Origin of the sequence: Rhodophyticola porphyridii, assembly GCF_003688285.1 — a bacterium.
Taxonomy (GTDB): domain Bacteria; phylum Pseudomonadota; class Alphaproteobacteria; order Rhodobacterales; family Rhodobacteraceae; genus Rhodophyticola; species Rhodophyticola porphyridii.
This window is the reverse complement of record NZ_RCNT01000001.1, coordinates 548,635-568,279: the sequence shown is the minus strand read 5'-3', so window position 1 is coordinate 568,279 and position 19,645 is coordinate 548,635. Positions and strand designations below refer to the sequence as shown.

26 protein-coding genes and 1 pseudogene are annotated in these 19,645 nt (G+C 62.9%); 14 read left to right on the top strand and 13 right to left on the bottom strand.

Annotated elements, in window-relative coordinates; translation table 11 throughout:
• Positions 1-3: 3 nt before the first annotated feature.
• Complete coding sequence (gene nrdR / locus D9R08_RS02895) at positions 4-471, bottom strand: transcriptional regulator NrdR (protein WP_121896477.1); 468 nt, start codon at positions 469-471, stop codon at positions 4-6.
• A gap of 450 nt (positions 472-921) precedes the next feature.
• Between nrdR and D9R08_RS02890 the strand changes: the two genes are divergently transcribed.
• Together D9R08_RS02890 and D9R08_RS02885 are read left to right on the top strand one after the other, a co-directional pair.
• Entirely contained in the window at positions 922-1,656 is a 735-nt protein-coding gene (locus D9R08_RS02890; protein WP_158598916.1) for a class I SAM-dependent methyltransferase, read from the top strand.
• A 141-nt stretch (positions 1,657-1,797) separates the two neighbouring features.
• A complete protein-coding gene (locus tag D9R08_RS02885) occupies positions 1,798-2,001 on the top strand; it encodes a dodecin family protein (RefSeq protein WP_121896475.1) in 204 nt (67 codons plus the stop codon).
• Here D9R08_RS02885 and D9R08_RS02880 read toward each other — a convergent pair.
• Positions 1,998-2,414: pseudogene (locus D9R08_RS02880) on the bottom strand (secondary thiamine-phosphate synthase enzyme YjbQ). The gene D9R08_RS02885 and the pseudogene D9R08_RS02880 overlap by 4 nt on opposite strands.
• Before the next feature lie 56 nt (positions 2,415-2,470).
• Here D9R08_RS02880 and D9R08_RS02875 point away from each other — a divergent pair.
• Entirely contained in the window at positions 2,471-3,145 is a 675-nt protein-coding gene (locus D9R08_RS02875; protein WP_121896474.1) for an SDR family oxidoreductase, read from the top strand.
• A gap of 23 nt (positions 3,146-3,168) precedes the next feature.
• Here D9R08_RS02875 and D9R08_RS02870 read toward each other — a convergent pair whose 3' ends face one another.
• Positions 3,169-3,834 (bottom strand): DUF2161 domain-containing phosphodiesterase, encoded by a 666-nt coding sequence (locus D9R08_RS02870; protein ID WP_121896473.1) that lies wholly within the window; start codon positions 3,832-3,834, stop codon positions 3,169-3,171.
• A gap of 259 nt (positions 3,835-4,093) precedes the next feature.
• Between D9R08_RS02870 and rpmB the strand changes: the two genes are divergently transcribed.
• The 3 genes from rpmB (at position 4,094) to D9R08_RS02855 (ending at position 5,350) form a co-directional block, all read left to right on the top strand.
• Positions 4,094-4,381, top strand: a complete 288-nt coding sequence (gene rpmB, locus D9R08_RS02865) for a 50S ribosomal protein L28 (protein WP_121896472.1) — start codon at positions 4,094-4,096, stop codon at positions 4,379-4,381.
• A 104-nt stretch (positions 4,382-4,485) separates the two neighbouring features.
• On the top strand, positions 4,486-4,836 hold the full coding sequence (locus tag D9R08_RS02860) for a hypothetical protein (protein WP_121896471.1): 351 nt from the start codon (positions 4,486-4,488) through the stop codon (positions 4,834-4,836).
• A gap of 49 nt (positions 4,837-4,885) precedes the next feature.
• Positions 4,886-5,350 (top strand): copper chaperone PCu(A)C, encoded by a 465-nt coding sequence (locus tag D9R08_RS02855; protein WP_121896470.1) that lies wholly within the window; start codon positions 4,886-4,888, stop codon positions 5,348-5,350.
• A gap of 117 nt (positions 5,351-5,467) precedes the next feature.
• Here D9R08_RS02855 and D9R08_RS02850 read toward each other — a convergent pair whose 3' ends face one another.
• Positions 5,468-6,169 carry an NAD-dependent deacylase gene (locus tag D9R08_RS02850; protein ID WP_121896814.1) on the bottom strand — a complete coding sequence of 234 codons (702 nt, stop codon included), beginning with the start codon at positions 6,167-6,169 and terminating at the stop codon, positions 5,468-5,470.
• A 43-nt stretch (positions 6,170-6,212) separates the two neighbouring features.
• On the opposite strand from D9R08_RS02850, the gene D9R08_RS02845 reads away from it, so the two are divergent.
• Positions 6,213-6,680 carry a low molecular weight protein-tyrosine-phosphatase gene (locus tag D9R08_RS02845; protein ID WP_121896469.1) on the top strand — a complete coding sequence of 156 codons (468 nt, stop codon included), beginning with the start codon at positions 6,213-6,215 and terminating at the stop codon, positions 6,678-6,680.
• On the opposite strand, the gene D9R08_RS02840 is transcribed toward D9R08_RS02845, so the two are convergent.
• Together D9R08_RS02840 and D9R08_RS02835 are read right to left on the bottom strand one after the other, a co-directional pair.
• Positions 6,638-6,949, bottom strand: coding sequence for a hypothetical protein (locus tag D9R08_RS02840; protein ID WP_121896813.1), 312 nt, complete (start codon positions 6,947-6,949; stop codon positions 6,638-6,640). The genes D9R08_RS02845 and D9R08_RS02840 overlap by 43 nt on opposite strands.
• 108 nt (positions 6,950-7,057) lie before the next feature.
• Positions 7,058-8,107 (bottom strand): Glu/Leu/Phe/Val family dehydrogenase, encoded by a 1,050-nt coding sequence (locus tag D9R08_RS02835; RefSeq protein WP_121896468.1) that lies wholly within the window; start codon positions 8,105-8,107, stop codon positions 7,058-7,060.
• A gap of 128 nt (positions 8,108-8,235) precedes the next feature.
• Here D9R08_RS02835 and D9R08_RS02830 point away from each other — a divergent pair, with 128 nt between their 5' ends.
• Positions 8,236-8,691 (top strand): Lrp/AsnC family transcriptional regulator, encoded by a 456-nt coding sequence (locus tag D9R08_RS02830; protein ID WP_121896467.1) that lies wholly within the window; start codon positions 8,236-8,238, stop codon positions 8,689-8,691.
• On the opposite strand, the gene D9R08_RS02825 is transcribed toward D9R08_RS02830, so the two are convergent.
• The gene (locus D9R08_RS02825; protein WP_121896466.1) at positions 8,688-8,936 is read right to left on the bottom strand and encodes a ParB N-terminal domain-containing protein; all 249 of its coding nucleotides are present in this window, start codon (positions 8,934-8,936) and stop codon (positions 8,688-8,690) included. The two genes, D9R08_RS02830 and D9R08_RS02825, sit on opposite strands and share 4 nt — an antisense overlap.
• 354 nt (positions 8,937-9,290) lie before the next feature.
• On the opposite strand from D9R08_RS02825, the gene lepA reads away from it, so the two are divergent.
• On the top strand, positions 9,291-11,090 hold the full coding sequence (lepA, locus tag D9R08_RS02820; RefSeq protein WP_121896465.1) for a translation elongation factor 4: 1,800 nt from the start codon (positions 9,291-9,293) through the stop codon (positions 11,088-11,090).
• Between the two features lie 371 nt (positions 11,091-11,461).
• Here the strand turns inward: lepA and D9R08_RS02815 are convergent, their stop codons facing one another.
• Positions 11,462-12,313, bottom strand: coding sequence for an FRG domain-containing protein (locus tag D9R08_RS02815; protein WP_121896464.1), 852 nt, complete (start codon positions 12,311-12,313; stop codon positions 11,462-11,464).
• A 249-nt stretch (positions 12,314-12,562) separates the two neighbouring features.
• On the opposite strand from D9R08_RS02815, the gene D9R08_RS02810 reads away from it, so the two are divergent.
• Positions 12,563-12,910 carry a hypothetical protein gene (locus D9R08_RS02810; RefSeq protein ID WP_121896463.1) on the top strand — a complete coding sequence of 116 codons (348 nt, stop codon included), beginning with the start codon at positions 12,563-12,565 and terminating at the stop codon, positions 12,908-12,910.
• Between the two features lie 929 nt (positions 12,911-13,839).
• Here the strand turns inward: D9R08_RS02810 and D9R08_RS02800 are convergent.
• Entirely contained in the window at positions 13,840-13,977 is a 138-nt protein-coding gene (locus D9R08_RS02800; protein ID WP_121896461.1) for an entericidin A/B family lipoprotein, read from the bottom strand.
• A 149-nt stretch (positions 13,978-14,126) separates the two neighbouring features.
• Here D9R08_RS02800 and D9R08_RS02795 point away from each other — a divergent pair, with 149 nt between their 5' ends.
• Positions 14,127-14,375, top strand: a complete 249-nt coding sequence (locus tag D9R08_RS02795) for a DUF2189 domain-containing protein (RefSeq protein ID WP_121896460.1) — start codon at positions 14,127-14,129, stop codon at positions 14,373-14,375.
• 67 nt (positions 14,376-14,442) lie between these two features.
• Here the strand turns inward: D9R08_RS02795 and D9R08_RS02790 are convergent, their stop codons facing one another.
• Positions 14,443-14,718, bottom strand: a complete 276-nt coding sequence (locus D9R08_RS02790; protein WP_121896459.1) for a hypothetical protein — start codon at positions 14,716-14,718, stop codon at positions 14,443-14,445.
• 154 nt (positions 14,719-14,872) lie between these two features.
• Between D9R08_RS02790 and D9R08_RS02785 the strand changes: the two genes are divergently transcribed.
• Positions 14,873-15,052, top strand: a complete 180-nt coding sequence (locus tag D9R08_RS02785; RefSeq protein ID WP_233557180.1) for a hypothetical protein — start codon at positions 14,873-14,875, stop codon at positions 15,050-15,052.
• Here D9R08_RS02785 and D9R08_RS02780 read toward each other — a convergent pair.
• Complete coding sequence (locus D9R08_RS02780) at positions 15,049-15,813, bottom strand: alpha/beta fold hydrolase (RefSeq protein WP_121896457.1); 765 nt, start codon at positions 15,811-15,813, stop codon at positions 15,049-15,051. The two genes, D9R08_RS02785 and D9R08_RS02780, sit on opposite strands and share 4 nt — an antisense overlap.
• A gap of 98 nt (positions 15,814-15,911) precedes the next feature.
• Between D9R08_RS02780 and D9R08_RS02775 the strand changes: the two genes are divergently transcribed.
• The gene (locus D9R08_RS02775; protein ID WP_147450605.1) at positions 15,912-16,283 is read left to right on the top strand and encodes a hypothetical protein; all 372 of its coding nucleotides are present in this window, start codon (positions 15,912-15,914) and stop codon (positions 16,281-16,283) included.
• Between the two features lie 33 nt (positions 16,284-16,316).
• Here the strand turns inward: D9R08_RS02775 and D9R08_RS02770 are convergent, their stop codons facing one another.
• A complete protein-coding gene (locus D9R08_RS02770; protein WP_121896455.1) occupies positions 16,317-17,228 on the bottom strand; it encodes a pirin family protein in 912 nt (303 codons plus the stop codon).
• A gap of 265 nt (positions 17,229-17,493) precedes the next feature.
• Between D9R08_RS02770 and D9R08_RS02765 the strand changes: the two genes are divergently transcribed.
• A complete protein-coding gene (locus D9R08_RS02765) occupies positions 17,494-17,976 on the top strand; it encodes a hypothetical protein (protein ID WP_121896454.1) in 483 nt (160 codons plus the stop codon).
• Positions 17,977-18,017: 41 nt separating this feature from the next.
• On the opposite strand, the gene D9R08_RS02760 is transcribed toward D9R08_RS02765, so the two are convergent.
• Positions 18,018-19,442, bottom strand: a complete 1,425-nt coding sequence (locus tag D9R08_RS02760) for a Glu/Leu/Phe/Val family dehydrogenase (protein ID WP_121896453.1) — start codon at positions 19,440-19,442, stop codon at positions 18,018-18,020.
• Positions 19,443-19,645: the final 203 nt, after the last annotated feature.

Below are 19,645 nucleotides of genomic sequence, written 5' to 3'. Positions count from 1 at the left end.
GGGTCAGCTTTCGGTCGGGTTTGGCGGGCGCAATTCGGCCACGAACTCCTCGAAATCATCCGCGTCCTTGAAGTTCTTGTAGACGCTGGCGAAGCGCACATATGCGACCGTGTCGATCCGGGCCAGGCTTTCCATCACGATCTCCCCGATGGTTTTCGACGGTATATCCGTCTCGCCCATGCTTTCCAGCCGGCGCACGATCCCGCTGATCATCTGGTCGATCCGGTCAGGCTCCACAGGGCGTTTCTGCATCGAGATGCGGATCGAGCGCTCCAGCTTGTCGCGGTCGAAATCCTCGCGTTTGCCATTGGTCTTGATCACCACCAGGTCGCGCAACTGTACCCTTTCATAGGTGGTAAACCGGCCGCCGCAGGCGGGGCAGAACCGCCGTCTGCGGATGGCCACATGATCCTCCGCCGGTCGGCTGTCTTTTACCTGAGTGTCCACATTTCCGCAAAACGGGCAGCGCATCCACGTCCCCTCTTCTTGTCCCTGGGCGCCCGGGCCGGGGGCGCGTATCCTGGCTGATTGGGTCTTAAGCCCGGTTATCCACAGGCACTATAGGGCGATGCATAATGGTTGGGTAGTATTGAAATTCTGCCACAGCATTTTGGGGTCGCAGCCACAGGAATCCCGGCTCTCACCCGCGCCACGGGCCGGCAGGGTACGATTGGCGGGGCGTTTCTTGCGCCGTCCGGAGTACCGCGCGGCCATTAACCCTATCGGGCAATCACATGTGCTATCGACCCTTCTGAACCGAATATCGCGCGATGCCGAAGATCCCGGGCGGAGCGACGATTTCAAACTGTTGAACCCCAGGCCGAATTGGGCTCATCATCACCGGATCGCATTATGTCAGCCGATATTCGCCCCCGCTTTCGCAGCCGGCCCAAACCGTCGCATCGTCAAGAAGAGAGCCATATGCCGCAACCCAGCACCGACCGCTACGATATCTGCCAGAAGGCCGACGCCATCCATGGCTGGCTGAAAATGGTCACCTCCCGCCGCACGGTGGATATCCTGCATTGGCAGGAAGCGCAGGGATACACCGGAAACCTGATGGAAATCGGCGTCATGTGCGGCAAGTATTTCTCGCTCATGGTCGACAGCGCGATGCGGACCGGAGATACCGTTCTCGGGATCGACACGTTCCAGTATGCGAATGAAAAACGCGTCGTCACCGAGCTCACCGGCGTTTTCGGCAAGGCTGTCACCGATCGTTTCAAGTTATGGCGCCGGCAGTCGAACACGGTATCGGCGACCGAATTGACACATGCGATCGGGCGGCCCCGGTTCATCAGCGTCGACGGCGCCCATGATTTCGAAAACGTCTACCGCGACATGGAACTGGCCGAACAGGTCGTGTCGCACAAGGGCGTCATCTCTGCCGACGACTTCCTCAATCCGCTGACGCTCGGCGTCAATCAGGCGATCAATGCATTCCTGTCGCGCCCGCGCGCCGTCGTTCCGGTGGCCTTCGTCGCGAACAAGCTGTTCCTTGTTCACCGGTCGGTGGAGGAAGAATATCGCGCCGCCATCGAGGAGATGATCCGGGACGGCAAGGATGCAGAGGCCGAAGCCTTCAAGCAGCGCGCGACCCATGGCCGGCACCATATCGAGCAGGATTTTCACGGCCATAAAGTTCTGATCGGCTGATTTCTGCCGCTGCCGACTCGCTGGCGGGCCGGGCCGGGGCGGTCATGTGCCCCGCTGGGCAGAGGCGCTTGCGGCGAAATCCCTGAACTGCGCGGTGCAACCTGCTAGACTGTCCCTTTAGCACCCAACAGGAGACAGATCATGAGTATCGCCCGTGTGACGGAGATTTCCGCAACATCGCCCGACAGCTTCGAGGCCGCCGTGCGGGACGGCGTGGCCCGCGCCAATTCCACGCTGCGCAATGTAACCAGCGCCTGGGTCAAGGAGCAGCGCGTGGCGGTCAGCGACGGGAAGATCGACTATTATCAGGTCAATCTGATGGTCACTTTCGTGCTGGACGACTAACCCTCGATCAGCACCGCCGCCACCTGCCGTGAATGGGCCCGGCGGCGGTGCTCGACCACATAGATCCCCTGCCACGTGCCTAGCATCATCCGCCCGTCGCTCACCGGAATCGATAGCGAAACCGGCATCATCGCCGCCTTGATATGGGCCGGCATATCGTCGGAGCCTTCCTAGACATGGGTCAGATAGGACATCGCCGGATCGTCGGCGGCCGGGACAAGCCGGTCGAAATAGGCCAGCAGATCGGTCTGCACATCCGGATCGGCATTTTCCTGTATCAGCAGGCTGGCCGAGGTATGGCGGATCATCAGTGTGACCACGCCCCGACCCTGCCCGGACAGCCAGCGGGCGACCTGCGGTGTGATCTCGTAAAGGCCCAGGCCGCGGGTCTGCACTGTAAATACTGTCTCCATGCGCCTATCTGAAATCAGGACGACACCTGTTGCAAGCTGATAGGAGACCACGCCCCATGACCCGCAAAACCCTGTTCATCACCGGTGCCTCTTCCGGCATCGGCGCCGCCACCGCCCGGGCGGCCGTCGACGCGGGCTGGAACGTGGGGCTCATGGCGCGCTCCGCCGACAAGATCACCGCGCTGGCCGAAGAGCTGGGCGGCGCGGCGCTGGCCCTGCCCGGCGATGTCACGCAACTGGCCGTGCAGGAGCAGGGCCTTCTGGCCTTGCAGGAGGCGTTCGGCGCCGTCGATGCCGCCTTCGCCAATGCGGGGATGGGCCTGAACACGCCGGGCACGGAAAACGGCGACCCCAGGGAATGGGAGGCTCTGGTGCAACTCAACATCCTTGGCCTGCTCTACACCGCAAAGGCCGCAATGCCCTATCTGAAGGAAACACGGGGGCAGATGGTTCTGACCGGCTCCGTCGCCGGGCGGCAGCACATCAAGGGCTCGATCTACGGCGCGTCGAAATGGTTCGTGCATGGCTATGCGGGCAATCTCGCCGAAGAGATGCGCGAATGGGGCGGACGCTGCACGGTGATCGCACCCGGAATGGTCGACACACCTTTTTTCGACAGCCCGCAACCAGACAAGCTCATGCCGGAGGATGTGGCCGACGCCGTCATGCTGGCCCTCAACGCGAACCCGCGCAACACCGTGCGCGAGGTGTTCCTGTTCCCGACCAACTGACAGGCTCCGGCGCGCGCACCCGGTTATGGCGCCCCGGTCTCGAAGGAGATCAGCGCCGTCCTTCCCGCACCGGTCAGCGTATAGACGCCCTTCTCGACCCGCTCGAACCAGCCGTAGTGATCGTCCCGCATGATGGTCGTGGCGCGGTCCACGCCCGTAGCTGCCTTGACCGCTGCCCCTCTGCACGGGCCGTGTGCGGCCAGATGCCCCGCACAGCGCAGCGCATCCTGCCGGTAGGCCGTGATGATCCTGCCATTGGTCCCGCCCCGGTTCGGATCGCCGGACCGGCGGGCGAATTCGCGCAACAACCGCGCCTTGCGCGGTTTGGAGATGCGCGGCGCATACGGGCCCGGATCGCAATGAACCTCCACCAGCCCGTCTGTCAGGCGCACGGTCATCAGACCAAGCCCCAGACGCCTTGCCAGCTTCACATTTTCCGCCAGCGCCTTGTGAAACGCCCGGCCCGTGCCGCGTGGCACCGCCAGATACACCACGTCGCTGACCGCAAGCCGGGCCACGCCCTGATGAAACAGCGCAAGCGAAAACCGCGCTTTCAATTCAACGATCACGGGGTCTTCATCGGCCCGCCGGGCGACCACATCGGCCCCTGCGATCTCGGCCTTGACGTCGTAGCCTTGTGCTTCGAGAAACGCCTTCACCGGCGGGTAGAGATCGGTTTCCTTCACCATCGGGGCAAACCTAACGCGTTTCGCGGCCTGGGTGAATCGCCAAAACGTGCCGGTCCACAGCCGCCGCCCGGTTCGGCGGATCGATAGCGCGCGGATCCAGGCGCTTCCGCGAGCCGGGCACGCCTGGCCTTTCAGGGCTCCGTTCCTCCGATTCTCGGCTTGACACGACCCAAGCCGCGCCGTATCCCCGCCCAAGATTTCCGGGGCGCTGATATGGATCACGCGCCCCCTTCCGTTTCTGAAACCCGAGGGTGCCCACATGTCTCGCGTCTGCGAATTGACCGGCAAAGGTCCGATGACCGGCAACAATGTCAGCCATGCCAACAACAAAACCAAGCGCCGCTTCCTGCCGAACCTGAACGAAGTCACGCTCGGCTCCGATACGCTGGATCGTCGGTTCAAGCTGCGGATTTCGAACGCGGCCCTGCGCACCGTGGATCACCGCGGAGGCCTTGACGCGTTCCTTGCCAAGGCCAAGGATGACGAGCTGTCGCCCAAGGCGCTGAAAATCAAGAAAGACATCGCAAAGGCTCAGGCCACCGCCTGATCGCGATCTTGCGCATGACACAGACGGCCCCGCATCCCGCCGATGCGGGGCCGATGTCATTTTGTCGCTTCCCATTCCGGCGCCCGGCGGCATAGACCAGAGACATGACCCGGGTCTTCCGCCCCATATCTGCCGTGTGTCTCGCACTGATCCTGTCGCTCACCAGCGTCAGTATGGCTTTGGCGCGCGGCGACATGGCGGTGAACGGCACAATGATTCTGTGCCTGGGTGGCATGCAGGTCACGGTCGCCATCGGCCCCGATGGCGCCCCGGTGATTGAGGAGCATATCTGCCCCGATTGCGTTGTCGGTACGTTGGCGCTTGGCGGCACACCGCCCCAGACACCCCCCGCACCGGCTGTCTTGACGGTCCGCGCACCGCTTCACGACCTCTCCGCCGATGCCGAGCAGGTGCAGCGGCCTCAGGCCCGCGGCCCGCCCGCGGCCCGCGCCTGACACCAGCACTTCACGTCTCAGTATTCTCTCACAAACGGAGGGGCATTCCATGTCCATCAAAGCAGCGGCGCTTGCCGTCGCCATCACACTTGGTTTCATCCTGCCCGGCGCGGCCAAGGCCGAAATGATCATCGAAGATGCCTATGCCCGATCTGCCAGCCCCGTCGCCCAGACCGGCGCGGCCTTCATGGCCATCACTAATAACGGCGATATCGACGACCGGATGGTTTCGGTCAGTTCGGATGCGGCGGCCCGGGTCGAACTTCACACCCATCTGCAGGACGGCAATGGGGTCATGCGCATGGTCGAGGTCGAGGATGGCTTCCCCGTCGCTGCCGGCGAAACCCATATGCTGGCCCGCGGCGGCGATCACATCATGTTCATGGGGCTGACAGCGCCCTTCGTTCATGGCGACGAGATCGAGGTGACGATCCGCTTCGAACATGCGGACCCGGTGACCGTGAGGATCCCCGTCGATCTGGAACGTCAGGATCACGGCAGCATGGGCGGCTAGCGTCCGGCGCTGGTCCTTCCGACCGAGCGCCCTGCCCGGGCACCGGCGTCGGGGCGATCACCCCCCGGTGGCGCGTCTCTCCGTAGTTTCGCGGACGGGCGCGCCACCCGCATCCTCTCAGCCGCCCTTGCCGGCGATGATCCGCTCGACCCATGACGGAACGGCACGCGACGCATGGCCCGCGATCACCTCGTCGAAAAGGCCCGGCCGGCGGGTCGGCTCCAGATTGATCTCCACCGTTTCTGCCCCCGCCATCCGCGCCTCCTCCACCAGCCCGGCGGCGGGATACACTTCGCCCGAGGTGCCGATGGACACGAACAGATCGGCGCGCGCCACCGCGTCATAAATCCTGTCCATCTGATACGGCATCTCGCCGAACCATACGATATCGGGGCGCGTTGCGGCCCGGTCGCAGGACGGGCAGAGATCGGTCATGTCCATCGCCCGGGGCGCAGGCCAACGGTGGCCGCAGGCGGCGCATAGCGCTCCCGTCAGAACCCCATGCATATGGATCAGGGCGACCGACCCCGCGCGCTCATGCAGATCATCCACATTCTGCGTGACCAGAACCACCTCCCCCGGCCAGTCACGCTCCAGCCGGGCCAGCGCCTGATGGGCCGCATTGGGTGTGGCCGCCAGCGTATTGGCGCGCCGGGCGTTGTAGAACTCATGCACAAGGCCCGGGTTGCGCGCAAAACCTTCCGGGGTTGCCACCTCTTCCAGATCGTACCTGGTCCAAAGCCCGTCGGTGTCGCGGAACGTGCCCAGACCGCTTTCGGCGGAGACGCCCGCGCCCGTCAGAATGACAATTCGTTCCATCGACATCCCCTTTCATGGCAAGACTGCCCGAAAGGAGCCTGTCATGACCACCCGTATCTTATGTGTCTGCCTGGGCAATATCTGCCGCTCGCCCGCCGGTCAGGCGGTGCTGGAAGTCCTGCTGCCCGGCGCAGGGATCGACAGTGCGGGCACCGGTGACTGGCATATCGGCCGCGCGCCCTACGGGCCCATGCAAACGACCGCGTTGGCACGTGGCTATGACCTGTCCGGTCAACGCGCGCGGCAGGTCGGCCCATGCGATTTCGAGGATTTCGATCTTGTCCTGGCGATGGATCGCCAGAACCTTGCCGATCTGCGCGCGATCCGGCCCGGGGGATCACGGGCAGAACTTGCACTGTTTCTCGCCCATGCGGACGGGACGCCCGAAGACGTGCCCGACCCCTATTTCACAAGGGATTTCGACACAACGATGGATCTGATCGAAACGGGCGCGAAAGCCTGGGCGGCTCAGCCACACATCGCTTCGGCGGTTTCCCCGAAAGAGCGGTAACGATCCCAGAACGCCTCGTCGCTGGCGCGGTCCGACATCCGCACATCCTGCGCCCGCTGCGGGTCGCTGAAGAACCGCGCCGCCTGGCGCTGATCGGTCCTGCTGAGCGTCATATCGGCCACGACCCCGATACAGCCGCAAAGCTGCCGGTTGGCGGCCCGGCGGTCCGACTGGTTGCAGGCCCGCTCGATCGCATTCGCGGATGCCGGCGTGGAAATGGGCGCGCTGGCCATCATCAGCGCCGCCAGAAGCAAAACGGATTTCTTCATGTCACTGGCCTCATTCATGCACGTTTACGGAAGATCTGACGCCTTCCTGATCACGCCGAAGAATGCCCGAAAACGCCAGGGTTTTCAATGTTTCCCGTCACGCAGGGATCAGGCGGCCCTGAGGCGCTGCATCTTGGCGGCGACCGTTTCATCGGCCACACGATCTGGTCCCACACCCCGCTCCGCGGCGCGCTTGAAGATGGCCTCCAGCGTTTCGTCAAGGGCGGCCAGTTTGTCGCTGACAAACCCCTGCCGGTCCCGAATCCGCAGAATCTCGGTTGCGACATTGATGATCCCGCCCGCATTGGCCACGTAATCCGGCGCATAGAGGATGCCGCGCGCATGCAGCGCCGCGCCGTCCTCCGCGCGCGCCAGCTGATTGTTGGCCCCGCCGGCCACGGCCCGAACCTGCAAAGCCGCGATCGTGTCGGCGTTCAGTACGCCGCCGATTGCGCATGGAGCCAGAATATCGGCCTCCACCTCCAGGATCCGATCCGCGCCGACAACTGTGGCGCCAAAGCTCTGCCCGGCCCAAGCCGCGCGCTCGGGGTCGATATCGGCCACGCTCAACCGCGCACCGCCGGCCCGCAGCAGCTTGCACAGATGCCAGCCCACATGGCCCAGCCCCTGCACCGCCACATGTCGTCCCGCCAGAATCGGAGAGCCGAAGCGAAATCTCGCCGTCGTCCGGATCGCCTGAAAGATGCCCCGCGCCGTGATGGGGGAGGGATCGCCGCTTGCAAACGCCCCGTCCGGCAACCCGGCCACGAACGGCGTAACCGTGGCCATCGTCGCCATATCGGCCGGGCTCATCCCCATATCCTCCGCCGTCCAGTAACGGCCCGCCAGACCGTCTATCGCGCGGGCGAATGCCAGAAGTTGCGCCCTGGTCTTGGTTTTGGGATCGCCGATGATCGCCGCCTTGCCACCGCCCAGGGGCAGATCGGCCGCCGCATTCTTGAATGTCATCCCGCGCGAAAGCCTCAGCGCATCCTCCAGCGCCGCCTCCTCGCTGTCATAGGGCCGCATCCGCAATCCGCCCGCTGCCGGGCCAAGCTGCGTGGAGTGAACGGCGATGAATCCAATCAGTCCGCAACTCCCGTCTTCGACACGGAGAACCTCTTCATGGGTGGGACGGGAAATGGGTGTGACGATCATTCTGGGCCTCCTCTGACCTGAAAAGGCTAGCCTGGAGCGCGGAGCGAAAGACGGCAAAGATTGGCCTTGCGGCAGGAAAAAATGGGGATAAAATCTAAGAAATGCCGATCTGATAGAGTTTTCCACTCATGGACAAAATCGACCGCCGGATTATCACCACGCTGCAGCGCGATGGACGGATTCCGATCGTCGAACTGGCTGACCGGGTCGGCCTGTCGCCCACGCCCTGTGCCCGTCGCGTCGCCAGACTGGAGAGTGACGGCATCATCACCGGCTATGCAGCCCACGTCGACCAGACGAAACTGGGCTATCCGCTCACCGTGTTCATTTTCGTGGAGCTGGAGCGCCAGAGCCATGACACCGTGGCGGCCTTCGAACGCGCGGTGACCCGGTTTGACGAGGTGGTGGAATGCCATCTGATGACAGGCACCCGCGACATTCTTCTGAAAGTCGTGGCGCCGGATCTCGCGGCCTTCGACCGGTTCCTGGAAAAACACCTGATGCACGTCCCCGGCATCCGCGCAACCCGGTCCAGCTTTTCGCTCCGCACCATGGTGCAGCGGGAGGTCATGCCGCGGGATTAGTGCTGCCGCGCCTGCACGACGAACCCGGTCACGGTCTCTTCTCCCAGGGCGCGCAGCGCTTCCAGGCGATGATACCCTTCGATCAGCACATATCGCCCCTTGCCCTGCCGCACACGGATGGGCGTGGTCTGCCCGTTTTCCAGAATGTCATTGGCCAGCGCCTCGACCTTGCCCGCCTCCAGCGTCTTGGCGCGTTTGACAGGCACGTAGACCTCATCGATCGGCAAGGTATGGGTCCTCAGCATGGGCGGCATCCTTGGCTGCGGGGGTTTGAACCCAGCCTAGCACACCTGCCGCCGGCCTACATTGAATTTCCCGCGGCCTCCTTCAGGGCCTGCATCCTGAATTTCAACGCGCCGCGTCGTGCCGGACGTGCGCCGGATAAGGGGCCTGTCTCACAGCCTCCCGCGCTGCGTCTTCCGGTGCAATCCGGCCACGTGCAAAGCGCGGCCACTTGGCAATCAGACCGCGCGCCGGGAGGTTTTCCAGTTTCCCCCCCGGCCAGCCAGCCATGCCTACGCATCGAGAAACGCGCCACCCCTTCCCTCACCCACGACCTTGGGCTATCTCACCGGCTGACCCTTATCACGCAGGCCGACATGACCGACCTCTCCCGCATCCGCAACTTCTCCATCGTGGCCCATATCGACCACGGCAAATCCACCCTTGCCGACCGGCTGATCCAGCTGACCGGCACCGTGGCCGAACGGGACATGAAGGAGCAAATGCTCGACGCCATGGATATCGAGCGGGAGCGCGGCATCACCATCAAGGCCAACACCGTCCGCATCGAATACCCCGCCAAAGACGGCCACACCTATATCCTCAACCTCATCGACACGCCCGGACACGTGGATTTCGCCTATGAGGTCAGCCGTTCGATGCGCGCCGTAGAAGGTTCGCTTCTGGTGGTGGACGCCTCACAGGGTGTCGAGGCGCAGACGCTGGCCAATGTCTATCAGGCCATCGATGCAGACCATGAAATCGTACCGGTCCTCAACAAGGTCGACCTGCCCGCCGCCGAGCCCGAGCGGGTCCGCGAGCAGATCGAGGATGTGATCGGCATCGACGCGTCCGATGCCGTCCTGATCTCGGCCAAGACCGGGGTGGGCATCCCCGAAGTGCTGGAAGCCATCGTCACCCGCCTGCCCGCACCCAAGGGCGACCGCGACGCGCCGCTCAAGGCCATGCTGGTGGACAGCTACTATGACGCGTATCTCGGCGTCGTCGTCCTGATCCGCGTCATCGACGGCGTGATCCGCAAGGGCGACAGGATCAGGATGATGCGCACCGGCGGGCTCTACCCGATCGACCGGCTCGGCGTCTTCACCCCGAAGATGAAAGACATCCCCGAGCTTGGGCCCGGCGAAATGGGCTTTCTCACCGCCTCGATCAAACAGGTCCGCGACACGCGCGTGGGCGACACCATCACCCATGAACGCAAGGGCGCGACCGAGCCGCTGCCGGGCTTCAAACCTTCGCAGCCGGTGGTCTTCTGCGGCCTCTTCCCCGTCGACAGCGCACAGTTCGAGGATCTGCGCGACGCGATCGAGAAGCTGGCACTGAACGACGCCTCCTTTTCCTTCGAAATGGAAACCTCCGCGGCCCTTGGCTTCGGTTTCCGCTGCGGCTTCCTCGGGCTCCTGCATCTGGAGGTCATCCGCGACCGGCTGGAACGCGAATACGATATCGAGCTGATTACCACCGCGCCCTCGGTCATCTACCATGTCTATCTGCGCGACGGCACGATGACCGAGCTGCACAACCCCGCGGACATGCCCGACATGACCCATGTGGATCATATCGAGGAGCCGCGGATCAAGGCCACCATCCTCGTGCCCGACGATTATCTCGGCGATGTGCTCAAACTCTGCCAGGACCGGCGCGGCATCCAGCTGGACCTGACCTATGCCGGGTCCCGCGCGATGGTGGTCTATGACCTGCCGCTCAACGAGGTGGTGTTCGACTTCTACGACCGGCTGAAATCCGTCACCAAGGGCTATGCCAGTTTCGACTATCAGATGATCGGCTACCGCGAGGATTATCTGGTGAAAATGCAGGTGCTGGTGAACGAGGAGCCTGTGGACGCGCTGTCGATGATGGTCCACCGGGACCGGGCGGAGATGCGCGGGCGCGCGATGTGCGAGAAGCTGAAGGAACTGATCCCCCGCCACATGTTCAAGATCCCGATCCAGGCGGCGATTGGCGGGAGGGTGATCGCCCGCGAGACCCTGTCGGCTTTGCGCAAGGACGTAACGGCGAAATGCTATGGCGGGGATGCGACGCGGAAGCGGAAGCTTTTGGACAAGCAGAAGGCGGGTAAAAAGAAGATGCGGCAGTTTGGGAAAGTCGAAATTCCCCAAAGCGCCTTTATTTCAGCGCTCAAGATGGATGGGTGAGGCGGGGCTTGCCTCGCCTCAACGGTGGGGGAAAGCGACTTTTGCACCGCAAAAGTCTGCGGCCCCACACAGACAAAATCCGGGCGCACCAACCGCCCCACCCGTAGGGCGGGACTTGTCCCGCCGCCCCGTAGACCGGGCTTAAGCCCGACACTCCAACGCCCGCCAGTTAGCCCCGCCATCGACGGGCCTGGGCACGGCGACCCAACGCCCATTCTAAAGCCCTTTATCCCAGCCAAGTCATCGCCCAGAACGAGCGGAGCGCACACGGCAACCAAATCGCCGGGCCCCGGACAGGCCCGTCGATGGCGGGGCGGGCGCTGCCCGCTGTTAACCCGCCTTGGCGATTACCAGCAGAATTTGCGCAATCACTATGAGTATCTTTGGCTAATTTGGTTCGCTGCGTTTTCAATTTCAGGAAAGAGTGTTCGCCGTGAGATCCCAACCTTGTTTAGCTGGTCTAGGATATCGGCTTTCGCATCAGCAGCAATGTCTACTTTGTCGATTTTCAATTCACTCAAATGCGCACCAACATCATGTTCAGTGATTCCAAAAACCAGAAATCCTCCCGATTGTGCCGCTATTCGAGCATGCGATTTTCTCGGCACAACCGACACGACGTAGGCCATATCGAAGGGATCGACCCTCGCCAAGAAGTATGGCTTCTCCTGACGAACCTGCTGCAGAAGTGGGTCGAGCTGTGGGCAGTCGGAGAATTCAGCAATCCTTTCAGGCTTTGTATCCGAGTGCACGTTGTCGCGCGCGAAAGTCAGCATGTCCTCCTTTTGGCCACGACGCAAATATGCCAAGTTTGCAAGCAGTGAGACCGTATCGCTATCGAAGTATTTTTGCCTATGAATTGGTGGCTCGACGATTAAGACTTGTCCTCGTTCTTTGGCGTGAGAGCAGCACGCAAAGTAAAGACCAACCAACGGGTTTGTTGAAACGTCAAGAAGGCGTGTCGGAAGTCCGTAATGCTGTGCTCGCACAAGAACATCAAAAGCGGTGCGATCTTCAGCGAAGTCTTGGGGCGCATCTGCCAAAAGTTGGCGAAGCATAAGGTGCTCGCTTTTTCGCCAATTCTCCGAGCGCAGAACCGATGGTAAGAATTTGTAGCTCTTCTTTGAGTGCCCACGGAAAAGCAATGTGCTGTTCGGCTTTGCCTCAGTGATTGATGAGATTTTCCGCACAAAACCCGTGAGGCTAGTAATTCCTTTTGGCATAGTTCCCGAATTCCACTCCTAACACTTCGGAGCCTACGATGCTTGATTCACACTCTCAAGCCGCCTTCGAGCAAAGAGTTCCAGCAATCGCGTGCAATGCTCGGCCTTCCACGTTTGAAAGATCGACAATGTGGAGATCACAAGTGTATGTACTCACCCCGCGGTCCGGTCGCTGCCCTCCGCAGTGCCAGTGCCTACTCTCCCCAACCTTTCCCCTTTCCCCGTCACCACCACACCCCCACTCCCCCCATGCGCCCCCTCCTCGCCCTCCCGCTCCTCCTCCTCCCCGCCTGCGACGCGGGCCATCTCGGCAACCCGCTCCTCCTACCCGTGACCGGCCTCGCCACCGCCGCCGAGAACGCCTCCTACAACGCCCGCCGGTCCCGCGTGTCCGACCTCCTCGCCGCCAACCAGCCCGCCATAATCACCGAGGCCCTCTCCACCCCCGGCCCCGCCCTCGCCGCCCTCTACCAGACCGCCCAAATCCCCCCGGCCAGCCAGCCCGCTGTCCTCCGCGACCTGGCCGAGATCTCCGCCGCCCCGGCCGCCGATTGGGTCGAACGCGCCACCGTGATCGCCATGGTCCATTCCAACTGAGCCATACCCACGTATGTAATGCGGTATGCACTGCGGTATGTACGGGTGTCACACATCCGGAGAATCTACATCTTGTGCGCCCCGATTCCCCAAAAAAACCCGGAAATCCCTTTGCAGGTGCAGAAACCGCACCGTTCCGCGAGTCTCTCTCCACAGTCGAAGAAAAGCGTTACCGCTCAACCCGCTGGCGAGCGGATGCACCCCTCACACACAGGGTTCTCCACCTTTTCATCCACAAGAAATTTTCATGCTGCACTGCTCCGTGCTTGAAGGAATCGCGACGGTATTGTGAAGATTTCGTTACCGGGAAGGTTCCTTGAACCGGACCGGGACGCGAAAGGCCCCATCGGAGCCGGAGCGGAACGGGCCGAGCCTTCGGGCTTTGGATCGGATCGCGAAGGGTTTTGGGGTGCAAGCCGGGCAGGCAGGCTTTTCGGAGCAGGTCGGTCGGGGCGGCATAACAAGGGTCTACGCGGGTCACGAGGCAGCTCTTCGGAGGTATCGCGTGATCGTCACGGCCAAGCCTTCGGGCAAGGGCGTGGCAGCGACGGGTCGCAAGACCCCGAGCAACGCAACGGATCGCAAGATCCCGCGCGAACTGGGCCGGAAACTCCCTTCGGGGGCGGACCGGAACAGGAAGACGTCAGGGTGGGTTTCGGCCCAATGCGAAGACCGCGTCTGAGCACCTGGCGTCTTTTCCTGTTCCAGACATATGACAGCTCACAAAAAACGAGGCCCGCCTGCCATGAACAGTCGAGCCCCGTCGTCAGTGTATACCGCGTCTATGCACCTGTGGATAACCCACTACACCGCCGATTCGGAGAAATCAACAAGATCTCGCTGCGGTGACGCGGAATTCCGCAAGATGCCGTAGGTGGCCGCAAGACATTGACCCGGTTAAGCAAGACGTTGGTCAGGGTGCTGAAAGCCTAGATATCCTCCTGCACGTCCTCTGCCACCTCGGAAATCCCCTGACCGGCGGCTTGGACATCCTGGCCAAATCCGTCGACCGTTTCACAGGCGGCAAGGCCGAGGAGGGCGGCGAAAGCGAGGGCGATACGAGTCATGGTGATATCCTTCTTCCGAGAATGAGATCGTGCCCCTCAAACGCGCCTGCACGCACACGGGTTCCATCCCCGCGTTCAGGAACTGAACCGCCCCGCGTTCAGGAACTGAACCGATCTGGCGGCGTTGATCTGCTGAAAGGAGAATTCTCATGGATCGTCTCAGCATCATCCTGACCCTGATGACCGGCGCCGTTCTGACCGGCGCTCTGGCCGTCACCGCCATGGCTTTCGGCTGGTATGGTTGGCCGCCCCTGCTCGGATCGGCGGCCATCGGCATCCTGCTCAGCTGGCCCGTCGCCTATCTGATTTCTCGCCGGATCAAGCGCGAAGATCCGAACTGGTCAGCGAAGACCTCGCAAAAAGGCCCCTTGCCCAAGCCCGGCGCAAAGGAAATCTGACCGCCGCAATCGCAGGCGGGCAGAGCACGGAGCGCGCAGAGGGCAAGACACGGACCGGTGACAGATCCTAGCCGGCCCCGCGCTCCGCTTCCGGGTGCTCGGAGATGAAATGCTTCAGCACCACGAACAGCTCCCGCGCATGGTCTAGATCGTCGCGGTGAAGCGCCGCGCGAATGTCGTCGCAAATCATCTTCTGCACCTTTTGCGGTCCGTGATGGAGATTCATCATCCGCTCCGCCAGCGCCGAGGCATTCAGCTCGGGCAGGCCTTCATGCTCTGCGACGGCGGCGATTTCCGCCCGCGTCAGGCAGGTCATGTCTTCGATATCGTCAAGTGTTATCATTGGCTTGGCCCCCCCCCTCACCAACGGCGTCATGAAACTGTTACAGTTTACCACGGGCGGCAGGCGCGCCGACTGATCTAAGTCAAAGACAACAGTTGTCCGCGCCGATACTTCGAAACGCAGGGAACCGCGCCTTGGAAGATGGACGACAATCATGCGCTTGTTTTTGCTGATGTTTACACTGGCCGCCACGGTGCTGGCCGGGGTCGGGATCACGGCGGTCCTGGCCGCGGGTATGGATGGCTGGCAACCAATCGTCGCGGCCGCAGCAGCGGGCGGATTGATCGCGCTGCCCGCCGCTTGGATGGCGGCCAAGAAGATCAGAACCCTCTAATCCGGCGCGTTCAGAAACACATCGAGCGCTGCCTCGAATTCGCGTGGCTTGTCGGCATGGAGCCAATGCCCGGCGCCCGGGATCTTCGCGAACCGGGCGTTGGGGAACTGTGCGCGGATCGCCGGACGGTGATCCGGCGTCACATAGTCCGACGCGCCACCTGAGAGAAACAGGGTTGGCCCCTTGAACGCGCCCCCGGGCGCGGGCCAGCCGATAATTTCCGGCATGAACGCCTCCAGCACATCGAGATTTAGCCGCCAGCGTCTTGCCTTGATATCAAGGGACTGCAGCAAAAAAGCCCGGATGCCGTCTTCCGGCACCTCCGCCTTCAGCGCCTCGTCCGCGTCCCGACGCGTGTCGAGCGCCGACAGGTCCAGCCTGCGCATGGCGTGGATGAACTGCACCTGCGTATGCCCATAGGCCGCCGGCGCGATATCGGCCACGACCAGCCGCCGCACCTGTCCGGGATGCGCAAGCGCAAGTGCCATGGACGCCTTGCCACCCATCGAATGCCCGATCACATCGGCCACCCCCCCATGGGCTGCGACGACCTCGGCCAGATCTCGTGCCAGATCGGCATAGCCATGGCTGTCCGCCCACGGGCTTTCGCCATGATTGCGCATGTCCACGCTGACCACCCGACGCTTGCCGGACAGGCGCTTGGCGATCACGTTCCAGTTCCGCGCCGAGCCGTAAAGACCATGCGCGATGAGGATCGGGGGCAGATCACCGGGATCGCCGAAGAAATAGCTGGCCAACATGGGTCATGTTCTATCCGTCGCATTCGACCGGGACCAGAGGGGTTGAGCCTTCTCCGCGGCGCCTTATGCTGTGGCGCTCGAACATCGGGGGGCGGGGCATGACGCCGGAGCAATTTCAGGACATCACCGACGCCGCCCGCGCGCAGATCGAGGAACGGCTAGGTATCCGCGCGCGCAGTTTCCGCCGTGCCGTGGAGCGGGCCGGCCGCCTGCTGCCCGCAGGCGCACGTCAGGCCGCCAGCAGCCTGCTTGAGATCGAAGCGCGGATGCGGAACCCGAAACTGGCCTCCCGGGTGGACCCGAGCGTTGCGCGAGAGGCTCTGACGCGGTTCAGCGCCCAGATGCGCGGGATAGAGCCCGGGAAACGGCAGGCCATGGACCGGGCCGTATTCTGGGCCGAGATCGGCTTTCGCGCCGCCGTGTTTCTGGCGCTTCTGATCGGATTCCTTGTCTGGCGCGGATACATCTGACAGCCCGCAACGCCGGGCGGGGGAGGGCCGGGTTCAGTGCGCGGCCTTGATGAACGTCCCGTTCTGCAGATCGCGCATGGCCTGCCGCAACTCATCCTGCGTGTTCATCACGATCGGCCCGTGCCAGGCCACGGGTTCCTCGATCGGCGCACCGGATATCAGCAGGAACCGCACTCCGTCCGGGCCGGCCTGCACCGTGACCTCGTCGCCGGTGCCGAAACGGATCAGTGTGCGGTCGCCGGACATGTCGCGGATATTGAGTTCCTGGCCCATCACCTCCTTCTCCAGGAGCACGCCCGTGGGCCGGCTGGCATCGGCAAAGGCCGCCGTCCCTTCGAACACATAGGCAAACGCCCTGCGATAGGTGTCGATCCGGAAGGTTTTCTTCACCCCCGCCGGAACCGAGACATCCAGATATTGCGGGTCGGCGGCGATCCCGTCGACCGGCCCTCGCCTGCCCCAGAACTCACCGACGATCACCCGCACGACGGTACCATCATCGTCAATCATTTCGGGGATCTCGGTTCCCTGCACATCCTGATAGCGCGGGGCGGTCATCTTCAGGCTGGACGGCAGGTTGCCCCAAAGCTGGAAGCCATGCATCTGTCCCCGCGCGTTTCCAAGCGGCATCTCCTGATGCAGTATGCCGGAACCCGCCGTCATCCATTGCACATCGCCCGCGCCAAGGGTTCCGGTATTTCCCAGACTGTCGCCATGTTCGACCGATCCGGCCAGCACATAGGTGATCGTTTCGATCCCGCGATGGGGATGCCAGGGGAACCCGCGCAGATAGTCCTCGGGCCGGTCGTTCCGGAAATCGTCAAACAGCAGGAACGGGTCCAATTCGGACGGGTCCTGAAATCCGAAAGCACGGTGCAGATGGACGCCCGCGCCTTCCATGGTCGGCATGGCGCGGCGGGCTTCGGTCACGGGGCGGATCGACATCGGGAACCTCCTTGCAGGTACGGGTTGAGATATACGCCGATGCGGGGATCAGGCAATTCGGCGCCACTGAACGGGGCCTGTGCAGCCCTGCAGGTGTCGCTTTCGGGCGATGGTAAGACCGGTTCCGTCGGCTCGGGGGACGCAGGCGGGAAACCTGCGGGATCGCCGCCGTCGAGAGCGTGCACGCGCGCGCGACGCAAGCGACGCAGGTCTCGCCAATCCGGGCGCAACCGGCTATGGCAGCCCGGCAGAATGGAGTTGGATCATGGATGACGAGATTATCGGGGTGATCGAACCTCGCGCGGTACGGCGCTATGTCGCGACCGGCGGGATCGGTCTTCTGGGTATGATCCTGCTTTATATCGCCGCCGCCACGCCGCCCGTCGATCCGGGCTGGCTCGCATTTCTGATCATCATGGGGCTGGGCAGCCTTTTTCTGTCCTGGCGGCTATGGCAGGCCAGCGGCATTACACTGGAGCTGACCCGACAGGAACTACGGGAGGCCGGCGGTCGGGTAGTGGCGCGGATCGAGAATATCGCCTCTGTCGATCGCGGCTTCTTCGCCTTCAAGCCATCGAACGGGTTCATGATGCGCCTGAAGACCGCCGACAGTGCGGTCTACGCCCCGGGCCTGTGGTGGCGCTACAGGCGCACGATCATGGTCGGCGGCGTGACCTCGGGTACACAGGCCAAATCCGTGGCCGACCTGATCAAGATCCTGATGGTCGAACGCGATCACGCGGATTAGGCGCGGCAAGGGCGCCCGAACCGCCCGCGATCCCGCCAGGCCTACAGGCCCTTGGCCTTGTAGCTTGACGCGACCCGCCCGATGGAAACGAGGAACCCGGCGGTGCGCAGGTCGGTGACATCATTGCGCGAATGCCAGACCTCGCGCATCGACTGATAGGCCACGCGCATCGTGTCATCGAGGCCCGAGCGCACCAACTCAAGCTCATCGGCGCCACGCAGGTATTTTTCCTTGAAATTTGGGCTGAGGGTCCAGCCGAGATCCTTGTCCCGAGACAGGCGTTCAAGCTCGTTCACGATCAACTCATGCCGGGCCTCTTCCTGACGGCGCTGCATCCGGCCGAACCGGATGTGGCTGAGATTCTTGACCCATTCGAAATAGCTCACCGTCACACCGCCGGCATTGGCATAGAGATCGGGAATGATGACCACGCCCTTGTGGCGCAGAACCTCGTCGGCCCCGGCGGTAATCGGCCCGTTCGCCGCCTCGATGATCAGCCGCGCCTTTACCCGGTCGGCATTGTTCATGTTGATCACGCCTTCGAGGGCGGCGGGGATCAGGATGTCGCACTCTTCCTCCAGCACCTTGCTACCCTCTTCGATATAGGTGCCGTGCGGGCAGCCGCGAACGCCGCCGTGATGTGCGATCCAGTCGCGGACGAGCGCGATATCCAGACCCGCGGCGTTGTGCAGCGCGCCATCGCGCTCCACCACATGGGTGATGATCGAACCATCCTCCGTAGAAAGGAACAGGGCCGCGTGATAGCCCACGTTTCCAAGCCCCTGGACGATCACGCGCTTGCCGTCGAGTTTGCCGTCGAGCCCGGCCTTTTTCACGTCTTCGGGATGGCGGAAGAACTCGCGAAGCGCGTATTGCACGCCGCGGCCCGTTGCCTCGACCCGGCCCTGGATACCGCCCGCATGGGGCGGCTTGCCCGTCACGCAGGCGCGCGCGTTGATGTCGGTCGTGTTCATACGCGCGTATTGGTCCGCCATGATCGCCATTTCCCGCTCGCCCGTGCCCATGTCGGGCGCCGGAACGTTCTGCGACGGGTTGATCAGATCGCGCTTGATCAGCTCATAGGCGAACCGGCGGGTAATCTGCTCCAGCTCGTGTTCCTCGTAATGACGCGGATCGATGCAAAGCCCCCCTTTCGAGCCGCCGAAGGGCGCCTCAACGAGGGCGCATTTGAATGTCATCAGCGCGGCCAGCGCCTCGACCTCGTCCTGATGCACGTTGGGCGCGTATCGGATGCCCCCCTTGACCGGCTCCATATGCTCCGAATGAACCGAGCGATAGCCCGTGAAGGTCTGGATCTCGCCCCGCAGACGCACGCCGAACCGAACCACATAGGTGGAGTTGCAAACCCGGATCTTCTCCTCCAGCCCAGGCGGCAGATCCATCAGGGCCACGGCACGGTTGAACATCAGATCGACGGATTGGCGAAAGCTCGGCTCGGTTGTCATGGCATATCCCTCCCTAGACGCATGACCTGTGGACTTGCACGGAAACAAGGCCTTGGCCAGACCCGACCACAGCCTTGGCAACAAAGCAAGAAAACACGCCACGGCAGGGACCGGGAGGCATGACTGCAAAAACTTAATTACGGATTAATTGTTTGTTTCCGTATTGCAAACATCGCGTTTCTTCCCCTCTGCTGCCCAATTTC